This window comes from Bacillus sanguinis, assembly GCF_018332475.1.
In the GTDB taxonomy this organism is placed as follows: domain Bacteria; phylum Bacillota; class Bacilli; order Bacillales; family Bacillaceae_G; genus Bacillus_A; species Bacillus_A sanguinis.
Map to the genome: position 1 here is coordinate 1 of NZ_BOQB01000217.1, position 9,662 is coordinate 9,662.

Here is a 9,662-nt window from a genome sequence, read left to right on the forward strand (position 1 = left end):
GCTTTCTTGATGCTTTCTTATGATTTCCCTCGCTCCAACAATTGTGCTCAATTCTCTTAAAACATTCTATTATTTGTCCAAGCTATTTTATCGTTTTTTCATATTTCAGTATATTGGAAAGTAACGAACATGACTCATTTCATTGATTACCAAGCTACTTAACCTATAAGTAACACTGTTGAAACAACTTTTGCAATTCCAGCTTCTCCAGATAAAGCAATTCTTGCAAACATTAAATTAAAAATTACTAGAAAAGATGCATGTAATAATCGAGTGCAGTTGATTTCTACAGTTGGCGATGAAGGTATAACTGGAATTTCACAAGTGTTATTCCGTATTTTGCGTGATAACATTAAAATTTTCAATGCACAAGTAGGTATTGAATCTACAGATTTAGAACAATTCTACGCTCAAACATTTCAAGCTATAGATCAAGATGTTAGCAGTGGAACACATGTATATTCATTAACTGTAGAAAGCCTTACTAGTGGTACAATTGCCGATGTTATTGGTCCACTATCTTTTAGTGGTTTAGCTATTGGTCAAGTGCATAAATGCTGCTAAGTGAATCTAATATTGAATTTTGTACTTGAGAAAAGCGAGACGTAATATAGAAGTTCTTGCTTTATTATTTTTCGATATTTCTCCCTACTTTCAGTTAGTTTTCAATCCTCTCATATTTACATTTTGATTTGCTTATTTTATCAATTAACGAATCAAATTTTTGACAAATCAAAAAGATTGAAATCCACTCATGAAACACGTAATATAGACTCTGACTCTAAAAAAGTTCGTTAATAATAATACATAAAATAAGGAGGTTTTATATACGAGTTTTTCATTTTAAAAGACGGAGAGGTTTTATATTATGTGGCGCAATAAAAATGTTTGGATTGTTTTAATTGGGGAGTTTATTGCTGGTCTAGGGTTATGGCTTGGTATTCTTGGCAACCTTGAATTTATGCAAAAATATGTCCCTTCCGATTTTATGAAATCAGTTATTTTATTTATCGGACTATTAGCCGGTGTTTTAGTTGGTCCTATGGCTGGTCGTGTCATCGATCAGTATGAAAAGAAAAAAGTTCTTCTTTACGCTGGGTTTGGTCGAGTTTTAAGTGTTATTTTCATGTTTTTCGCTATCCAATTTGAAAGTATCGCCTTTATGATTGCATTTATGGTTGCGCTTCAAATTTCAGCAGCATTTTATTTCCCTGCATTACAATCTGTAATCCCACTTATCGTACGTGAGAATGAGTTATTACAGATGAACGGTGTACATATGAATGTAGGGACAATTGCTCGTATTGCGGGTACTTCACTAGGTGGAATTCTTTTAGTTGTAATGAGTTTACAGTATATGTATGCCTTCTCAATGGCAGCATACGCTTTATTATTCCTCTCAACTTTCTTCCTGCAATTCGAAGATAAGAAATCAACAACACCAAGTAAACAAGCTGCAAAAGATAATAGCTTTATGGAAGTATTTCGTATATTAAAAGGAATTCCGATTGCTTTCACAGCACTTATATTAAGTATTATCCCTCTATTATTTATAGCTGGATTTAATTTAATGGTAATTAATATTAGTGAAATGCAACATGATCCAACGATTAAAGGATTTATATATACGATTGAAGGTATCGCATTTATGCTAGGTGCCTTCGTTATAAAACGTTTATCTGATCATTTCAAACCTGAAAAGTTACTATATTTCTTCGCAGTTTGTACCGCTTTTGCACACCTATCATTGTTCTTTAGCGATATAAAATGGATGTCCCTTACATCATTTGGTTTGTTTGGTTTTAGTGTCGGATGCTTCTTCCCTATTATGTCGACAATCTTCCAAACGAAAGTGGAAAAAAGCTATCACGGCCGTCTCTTCTCATTCCGTAATATGTTTGAGAGAGTTATGTTCCAAATCGTTTTGCTCGGCACAGGCTTCTTCTTAGATACGATTGGATTACAGTACATGGTCTTAATTTTCGGCGTCATTTCATTATTAATTATTTTCATATCGCTATCTAAACAAAAACAATATGAAAAACAACCTTCGCAATCTGCAAATTTATAACATAAACAAAGACGCATGGATCCTATTAGATTAATCCATGCGTCTTTGTTATATAAAAACTTATTTATTACGCTTATTGTAATTATTTAAAGGAGTACCCTCTTTTGCATTCGAATATAGTATATGAACCAGATATCCTGGAGGTGCAAGAATGTCTGCTGGCATACAGCTATTTATTATCCTTCTTTTTGTAATTGCTATGTTTAGCATCCTAAACTTTTTAGCCTTTTCCCTTTCAGGGCATAGCTTTAAAAGACGAATTTTGGCAGGCTTCGTCTTTTTACTGCTGACTCCCATTATCTTTTTGACTACTGCAGCATTCGCTTCTATATTCGATAAAGCTGGATTCGGCGCCGGCACGTTAGCCTTTATTGTTGCAATTGTATATATATTAAATGGAATAGTAATCCTACTTTCCTCTTTATTTTTCCTCAAAAGAGACATAACATAGACTATAGTACTCGGCCTGAATCTAACTTTACACTAGATTCAGGCTTTTTCAATCCCCTCTAAATTTTTATATGAAATTAAATAATTCTTTATAAAAATTTAAACTTTATTTATTACAATATTCCTATCGTATTTGCACGTTTATTGAAAACGAACAGAAAGGAGTACAAAATGAAAAAGGTTCTATTAATTATTCCGTTATTCATTATACTACTCAGTGGATGTAGCAATAATGATATATACGGTTCTTGGGAAGTCGTTGACAACAAAAACGGTCTTTGCCCTATATCGTATAAATTTGAAACAGTTGTAAAAGAAGAAAAGAAAGAAAAAAATATTCAATATTTAGTAGAGATGCAAACAACAAAGAAAAAAGAAGATTTATACAAAGGTTCATTTGTAAAGGATTCTAATGTATATCGCATTGATTATGGTAACTCATTTACATCGGATCAAACTTTACAAGTTGTCGATGGCAAATTAAATGTATACTTTTATGCAGTGGAAAAATTATGTACATATAAAAAGAAATGATGACATTTCATATAAGACGCAGAAATTAATTTCTGCGTTATTTTGTATTCCATCTCATTATCCTCCCTCTAAATTTGTCAATCATTTTAATTTTCATAAAAAAGTGATAAAATGTAACCATGTGTTTTCAGAATAATTAAAAACGTAGAAAGAAAACACTGTTTTTTAGGAGGGGTTTTGATGACTTACACGTTAGCAACTAGAATGAAAGCATTCCAGTCTTCTATATTTAGTGAATTAGGGGCTTATAAAAAAGAAAAAATTGCAGCAGGTCAAAAAATGATTGATTTAAGTATCGGGAATCCTGATATGCCGCCTGCTGACTTCGTAAGAGAAGCAATGGTACATACAGCAAGTGAAAAAGAAAGTTATGGATACACATTAAGTGGTATTCAAGAATTTCACGAAGCTGTTACTGAATATTACAATAACACTCATAATGTTACATTAAATGCCGATAAAGAAGTTTTATTATTAATGGGGTCACAAGACGGACTCGTTCATTTACCTATGGTTTATGCGAATCCGGGAGATATTATATTAGTTCCTGATCCAGGATATACAGCTTATGAAACAGGAATTCAAATGGCTGGTGCAACATCCTATTACATGCCTTTAAAGAAAGAAAATGATTTCTTACCTAACTTAGAAGCTATCCCCGAAGATATTGCTGATCAAGCGAAGATGCTGATTTTAAACTTCCCAGGGAATCCAGTTCCAGCAATGGCTCATGAAGATTTCTTTAAAGAAGTAATCACATTTGCGAAAAAGCATAACATTATTGTTGTCCATGATTTTGCTTATGCTGAATTTTATTTTGATGGTAATAAACCAATTAGCTTCCTCTCTGTACCCGGCGCTAAAGAAGTTGGCGTAGAAATCAACTCTTTATCAAAAAGTTATAGTTTAGCAGGTAGCCGTATCGGATATATGATTGGAAATGAAGAAATTGTTCGTGCGCTTACTCAGTTTAAATCAAATACAGATTACGGAGTGTTTTTACCAATTCAAAAAGCCGCATGTGCTGCGCTAAGGAATGGCGCTGCTTTTTGTGAGAAAAACCGCGGTATTTATCAAGAACGTAGAGATACTTTAGTCGATGGGTTCCGAACATTTGGCTGGAATGTTGAAAAACCAGCTGGCAGTATGTTTGTCTGGGCCGAAATTCCGAAAGGCTGGACTTCTATAGACTTCGCTTATGCATTAATGGATCATGCGAATGTCGTTGTCACACCAGGTCATGCATTCGGACCTCACGGAGAAGGATTTGTACGCATTGCACTCGTTCAAGATAAAGTAGTGTTACAACAAGTTGTTGAAAACATTAGAAATAGTGGTATTTTTTCTCTTGAAAAAGCAGAAGAATTAGTTAAAAATTAATTGCAACTCCCCTGCTTAACTATAGCAGGGGTATTATTCATTGGAGGTACTTTCATATGCATATTAAGGACACTCTTCCCCATCGTTATCCATTTTTAATGATTGATAAAGTAACAAATGTAAAACAAGGTGAATCCGTTACAGGATATAAACTCATTACAAATAACGAATGGTTTATAAATGATAGTCAAAATCATATGCCTCATATGTTAATTGTAGAGGCACTTGCTCAGCTTAGCGCATTTGTACATATAAGTGACTCTGACCGACTAGGCTTCCTTTCCTCTTTAGATGGGGTTGAATTCCATGAAAAAGCATATCCCGGTGATAAACTTGATTTACATTATGAGTTAACTCGCAATCGCCGAGGTTTTGTTCTTGGTAAAGGTACCGCAACCGTTAATAATCAGCCGATTGTAACGATAGAAAAGCTATTAATATACCAAGCAGAATAGAGACGTTTTTATTCACTAGGGTATCTATCTCCTACAAATTCGTCTCATCAACATGAACAGAGTAAACAAATTACTTAGTTAGGGGCAGAAAAATGGAAAGTACGATCGGTATCGATGCTGGAGGAACATTAACAAAAATTGCTTATTTGAATGAAAAAATGCAATTAGCTTTTGAAAAAGTTTATTCAAATGAACAAAATAAAATAATAGATTGGCTTAAGAACCAAACTGGTATAAAACAAATATGTATTACTGGTGGTAAAGCGAAACAATTACAACAACTACTTTCAGCCTCATATAAAATAGTGGAACTAAATGAATTTGAAGCTACTCTTGTAGGTGTCCGTTACATATTAAAAAAAGAAAAATATGATATAAACAACTTTGTTTTAACAAATATCGGTACAGGTACCTCCATTCATTACATTTATAATGACCAATACATTCGCGCTGGTGGAACCGGTGTTGGCGGTGGTACTATTATGGGGCTTTCAAAATTGTTAACAAATATAGATCATTTTGAAGATGTGATTCCTTTAACAAAAGTAGGATTTAGAAAAGAACTTGATATTACGGTTGGAGATATTTATGGTGGGATTCTCTCTCCTATTGATAATAGTTTAACTGCAAGCAATTTTGGTAAAGCCGCTATTACAGACTCAAATTATAATAGCTCAGATATACTTGCTACTGTACAAGGACTTGTCGGTGAAGTCGTTACTGCATTAAGCCTTCAATTCGCCGAAACAAAAAACATTGACCATATTATTTATATTGGTTCGACTCTATGTAATAACATACATCTTCAAAATATTATTAGTAGCTACACAAAATATCAAAATAAAAAACCAATCTTTTTACGAGATGGTGGTAATAGTGGTGCAATTGGTGCTTTACTTCATGCTATGAATAAAAAAAGCTGACTTTTGTCAGCTTTTTTGCAACGGTACTTCAAATTCAATAATTGATTCCCCCTTTTCTCCAATTCGCTCTACACTAATTCTATCAATTACACATTGTAACTTTTCAGGGAAACTATGAATATCCTTGGCTACTTCAGCAGCTAACTCCGCAGTTTCTTTTCTCCCGACTGTTACATGCGGTATGTACGGAATATCTTCTTTCAAAAATTGTAATAAAGGTCCTGTATACAGGATATTATGCAGTTCTTCTATTTGTTCTTTCCCTTTTTCAACTCGTAAAAACAAATATTCTCCTACACTCGTAATTTTATTCGCAAATTCAATTTCTATCTCCTGCATCCCTTTTGATAACTTCAAAATATGTAATTTCAACTCATCATTTGAAAGTGAACTTTCAAATGGGAATACAATTGTAATATGCGGTGGAATTAACCCAAATAAAGGATCATGTTTTAGCCTAATGGCCTCTATTTCATTGATAGAAATTTTATTTAGAAAAAGTAAAATCGTACGCATTTTTATACTCCCTATTTCCCCTTTTTTATATTTATCATATTGTATAGCAGTGTGCACTTCAACAAATGTTTACAATTACATATAAAAAGAAAAAACTTCTCAAAAGAGAAGTTTTTTCTTATATAGCATGATTACTATTTTCCCGCCAAACTTTCCTAAACTTTATATAACAAGCAATTCTCCAAGGAATAATATACGATACTGCAACAACATAAAATAATAAACCTATTGTTTGCTGATCTAAGTCAACAATATATTGTCTTGAACCGTATCTCAAAACGACAAGTGCAATAAAAGTAATTAAAAAAGCTGCACTTTTTTTCGTATAAATATTCCCATCCCCTCTTTGCTCATAATTTGTTAAAACTATAAGTGGTACGGCGAAAAGGACACCAATTAATACCGCTATACTTACTTGTAATATAGCTGGATGTACGGGGCCAAAAAACCATATAATCCCTGGTGTTAAAAATAATAATGGCCATAAAATACGTTTTCCTGATCCCTTTATTGGCCTATGCATAGAGCGATAACGACGCCAAAATATTAGTAGTGCAATGCATAAAAAGACCGTTATTAATGAAGAAGTATCTTCCATTTACTCTTCCTTCTCTCTAAAATAATCTAACACTCTATTAAACCGTTCGTTCAAATGATACTTTGCGTATAAATATACTACTAGTTATGATATAAAAGGTAGTTAATCCAATTGAAATAACAGTAAAATATGGAATATCTACTAAAGATCCATCACTTGTAAATAATAAACCGGTTACCCCTGCTTCTCCATAAAGTACACTAATTGTTGATAAGAATAGTGTTCCACCAATCATAAGACCAATCCACTGAAATCGTTGTTTAAAAACCACTACCACTTGGAAGAAACATGCTGTTGTAACATAAAATAAAAAGTGCAAAATAAATTCTTGTACCAATTGCTCTCCAAAACTAACATTTACTAAATTATATTTTATTTCTTGCATAAGCATTACTTGAAGAAACGCAAACATTGCGGATTGCAATACAATATAACAAATGGCTCCGATAAAATATTGGATTCTCGTTACACCGAATGAAACTGCTAAACGAAATAGCTCATCTTGTATGATGAAAACACTCCCTACTATAAATAACATAATTGCTATTGAAGGATTATTTATAATTTCGGGTAAATAACCAATGTTCGCTCCATTTAAATGAACAGCATTTAAAGACCCTTTTATTAATAAAGCTACAATCCAAAATATTAAAATTGCTTTATAATGAAAATTAATATGTAACTTTAACTGCTTCAATAACATCGTCATTTCACTTCACCACCAGTTATGTGAATAAATAGTTTTTGTAATGTAATTCTATCAATTACTAAACCTTCTTTTTCAAGAGAGTAATAATCTTCATTAGAAAGCTCGTCCCATATAAAAGCAATCCCCTTATTTCCATAAACTTCTCGATTTATTACGTTTTTATTGTTTGAAAATCCATCTACTTTATCTTTTTTTCCTGAAATAATATGACCTTGTTGCAATAAATCTTCTACCGATGATTGAACAACTAGTTTTCCTTCTTTCATGATAATTACATCTTCAATCACATGGGTTACTTCTTCTACTAAATGTGTTGATAATATAATTGTTCGTGGATACTCAGCGTAATCTTCTAGTAGTAAACTATAAAATAACTCTCGATGTGCTGCGTCTAAACCTGTAGTCGGTTCATCAAAAATTGTTATTGGCGCCCTACTTGCTAACCCTTGAATAATGCCGACGACTGTTTGCATGCCGTGTGATAATTTATGATATTTCACTGTCATATTAAGCTGAAATTTATTAGCGAGTTCTTCAGCATACTTTCCATCCCAGTTTTTATAAAACATGCTGCACATCTTAAAAATTTCTTTTACTTTAAAACTTAAATGAGCTTCTTCTTTCACTCTAACAAAACAAATATTTTGCATCGCTTTACTATTCTCAAAAACATGTTCGCCAAATATTGATACGCTTCCACTACTTGAAGTAATTTGGCCTGCAAGTAAATTTAATAGTGTCGTTTTTCCTGCTCCATTTCTTCCAAGCAAACCATATATTTTATGCTCTTCCAATGAAATCGTAACTTCATTTACAGCTACTTTCTTTTTATATTTTTTCGTTATCTCTTTCGTTTCAAGTGCAATCATCCCTCTTTCCCCTCCTTCGTAATTTTTTGAATCATATCCATCAATTCATCTTTTGATATTTCTAGCACTTTTGCTTCTTCCCACACTTTCGGTAAATATTCAGTCATAAAAGTGTTTTGTCTCTTTTTTAGTACGACTTCTTTCGCTCCCTTTGCAACAAACATCCCGATCCCTCTCTTTTTATATAAAATCCCTTCATCCACTAATACGTTTACCCCTTTAGCTGCAGTAGCTGGATTTATTTGTAACATCTTCGCAAATTGATTTGTTGATGGAACTTGTTCTTCTTCAAGTAATATGTCTTTTAAAATATCTGATTCAATCGTTTCTGCAATTTGTAAGTATATTAATTTATTTTGCTCCAGAGTAGGTTTCACAATTTCACCACCTTAGGTTCATAGGTTGATTACTTATGTAATTAACCATATCACATTAAATTACTTATTTCCATAAATTTCTTTTACAAAAAAAGAGCCATTCTTAAACGAATGACTCTCTTTCTAAAATTTCGAAGTTTCAACTCTTGTTCTCAAATTCTTTTCATTTATACCATTTTGACAAAAGTTAAATTGTTGTCCTTTTATTGACTTTGTACGATCTACTATTTGCCCTAAATGATAACTTGTGTGCTCTACTAAATGTAATAAACTATGAAGATCAATATGTCTTTTTTCTTCCCATGCTTGTATATATGCTTTTCTCCACTCACCAAACACTTCTTCAACGTACTGTAGCAAAACTTCAGTACGTTGTCGTTTTACTGGAAAATACTCCTCGATTCCCTTTTCAAAAACTATATTTGGATTTTTATAACGACTAGTATTTCTCTGTATATGTCCACAAATATGCAATACGATTCCACCAATTGGATTAACAGATTTCCCTTGCTTCCACAAATCTTCTTTACTAACAAGGCTAATTGCCTGTACTAATTTAGGTAAATAATGATCCTGCATTCTATGATAAGAAATTTTATATACTAACTCCATCTTTGTCCCTCCAATTATTTCAAGTACTTTACTGGATATTTAACAAATAAAGATTTTCGGAAATCTTTATCATTCACAAGCCTATTCATTTTTTTGTTATTATCATTAAGGAACTTTACTACTCTCTTTTCATCCCACAAATCATCTTCTTTTAGAAAATCATTAAAA

The 9,662-nt window shown here is 32.5% G+C and carries 13 protein-coding genes and 1 pseudogene; 7 read left to right on the forward strand and 7 right to left on the reverse strand.

The annotated features are described in order from the left end of the window. Positions 1-165 precede the first annotated feature (165 nt). The 7 genes from exsC (at position 166) to coaW (ending at position 5,813) form a co-directional block, all read left to right on the forward strand. Positions 166-564 (forward strand): exosporium protein ExsC, encoded by a 399-nt coding sequence (gene exsC / locus KI369_RS21180; RefSeq protein ID WP_238484944.1) that lies wholly within the window; start codon positions 166-168, stop codon positions 562-564. A gap of 304 nt (positions 565-868) precedes the next feature. Continuing rightward, complete coding sequence (locus KI369_RS21185) at positions 869-2,071, forward strand: MFS transporter (protein ID WP_212957279.1); 1,203 nt, start codon at positions 869-871, stop codon at positions 2,069-2,071. A gap of 151 nt (positions 2,072-2,222) precedes the next feature. After that, entirely contained in the window at positions 2,223-2,522 is a 300-nt protein-coding gene (locus tag KI369_RS21190) for a hypothetical protein (RefSeq protein ID WP_212957280.1), read from the forward strand. A 170-nt stretch (positions 2,523-2,692) separates the two neighbouring features. Further along, positions 2,693-3,055, forward strand: coding sequence for a hypothetical protein (locus KI369_RS21195; RefSeq protein ID WP_212957281.1), 363 nt, complete (start codon positions 2,693-2,695; stop codon positions 3,053-3,055). Positions 3,056-3,235: 180 nt separating this feature from the next. Further along, a complete protein-coding gene (locus KI369_RS21200) occupies positions 3,236-4,435 on the forward strand; it encodes an LL-diaminopimelate aminotransferase (RefSeq protein WP_212957282.1) in 1,200 nt (399 codons plus the stop codon). A gap of 56 nt (positions 4,436-4,491) precedes the next feature. Next, positions 4,492-4,890 carry a 3-hydroxyacyl-ACP dehydratase FabZ family protein gene (locus tag KI369_RS21205; protein WP_000547662.1) on the forward strand — a complete coding sequence of 133 codons (399 nt, stop codon included), beginning with the start codon at positions 4,492-4,494 and terminating at the stop codon, positions 4,888-4,890. Between the two features lie 92 nt (positions 4,891-4,982). After that, a complete protein-coding gene (gene coaW / locus KI369_RS21210; protein WP_212957283.1) occupies positions 4,983-5,813 on the forward strand; it encodes a type II pantothenate kinase in 831 nt (276 codons plus the stop codon). 6 nt (positions 5,814-5,819) lie between these two features. Here the strand turns inward: coaW and KI369_RS21215 are convergent, their stop codons facing one another. The 7 genes and pseudogenes from KI369_RS21215 to KI369_RS29540 form a co-directional block, all read right to left on the reverse strand. Continuing rightward, positions 5,820-6,329, reverse strand: a complete 510-nt coding sequence (locus KI369_RS21215; protein ID WP_212957284.1) for a 2'-5' RNA ligase family protein — start codon at positions 6,327-6,329, stop codon at positions 5,820-5,822. A 118-nt stretch (positions 6,330-6,447) separates the two neighbouring features. Beyond that, the gene (locus KI369_RS21220; protein ID WP_212957285.1) at positions 6,448-6,927 is read right to left on the reverse strand and encodes a CcdC family protein; all 480 of its coding nucleotides are present in this window, start codon (positions 6,925-6,927) and stop codon (positions 6,448-6,450) included. Between the two features lie 37 nt (positions 6,928-6,964). Further along, positions 6,965-7,636 (reverse strand): DUF4052 family protein, encoded by a 672-nt coding sequence (locus KI369_RS21225; protein ID WP_073523577.1) that lies wholly within the window; start codon positions 7,634-7,636, stop codon positions 6,965-6,967. Continuing rightward, positions 7,633-8,505 carry an ABC transporter ATP-binding protein gene (locus KI369_RS21230; RefSeq protein ID WP_212957286.1) on the reverse strand — a complete coding sequence of 291 codons (873 nt, stop codon included), beginning with the start codon at positions 8,503-8,505 and terminating at the stop codon, positions 7,633-7,635. The genes KI369_RS21225 and KI369_RS21230 overlap by 4 nt, the downstream gene beginning before the upstream one ends. Next, positions 8,502-8,882: a GntR family transcriptional regulator gene (locus KI369_RS21235; RefSeq protein WP_000805194.1), complete on the reverse strand. Its 381-nt coding sequence runs from the start codon at positions 8,880-8,882 to the stop codon at positions 8,502-8,504. The genes KI369_RS21230 and KI369_RS21235 overlap by 4 nt, the downstream gene beginning before the upstream one ends. Positions 8,883-9,005: 123 nt before the next feature. Then, the gene (locus KI369_RS21240) at positions 9,006-9,494 is read right to left on the reverse strand and encodes a DinB family protein (RefSeq protein ID WP_212957287.1); all 489 of its coding nucleotides are present in this window, start codon (positions 9,492-9,494) and stop codon (positions 9,006-9,008) included. Between the two features lie 14 nt (positions 9,495-9,508). Beyond that, positions 9,509-9,662: pseudogene (locus tag KI369_RS29540) on the reverse strand (DUF4825 domain-containing protein); the annotation flags it as partial.

What these genes read in the sequence shown, in the direction of transcription:
- KI369_RS21185 (WP_212957279.1), top strand. Translation starts at nt 869, where the DNA reads ATGTGGCGCAATAAAAATGTTTGGATTGTTTTAATTGGGGAGTTTATT.
- KI369_RS21190 (WP_212957280.1), top strand. Translation starts at nt 2,223, where the DNA reads ATGTCTGCTGGCATACAGCTATTTATTATCCTTCTTTTTGTAATTGCT.
- KI369_RS21195 (WP_212957281.1), top strand. Translation starts at nt 2,693, where the DNA reads ATGAAAAAGGTTCTATTAATTATTCCGTTATTCATTATACTACTCAGT.
- KI369_RS21200 (WP_212957282.1), top strand. Translation starts at nt 3,236, where the DNA reads ATGACTTACACGTTAGCAACTAGAATGAAAGCATTCCAGTCTTCTATA.
- KI369_RS21205 (WP_000547662.1), top strand. Translation starts at nt 4,492, where the DNA reads ATGCATATTAAGGACACTCTTCCCCATCGTTATCCATTTTTAATGATT.
- coaW (WP_212957283.1), top strand. Translation starts at nt 4,983, where the DNA reads ATGGAAAGTACGATCGGTATCGATGCTGGAGGAACATTAACAAAAATT.
- KI369_RS21215 (WP_212957284.1), bottom strand. Translation starts at nt 6,329, where the DNA reads ATGCGTACGATTTTACTTTTTCTAAATAAAATTTCTATCAATGAAATA.
- KI369_RS21220 (WP_212957285.1), bottom strand. Translation starts at nt 6,927, where the DNA reads ATGGAAGATACTTCTTCATTAATAACGGTCTTTTTATGCATTGCACTA.
- KI369_RS21225 (WP_073523577.1), bottom strand. Translation starts at nt 7,636, where the DNA reads ATGACGATGTTATTGAAGCAGTTAAAGTTACATATTAATTTTCATTAT.
- KI369_RS21230 (WP_212957286.1), bottom strand. Translation starts at nt 8,505, where the DNA reads ATGATTGCACTTGAAACGAAAGAGATAACGAAAAAATATAAAAAGAAA.
- KI369_RS21240 (WP_212957287.1), bottom strand. Translation starts at nt 9,494, where the DNA reads ATGGAGTTAGTATATAAAATTTCTTATCATAGAATGCAGGATCATTAT.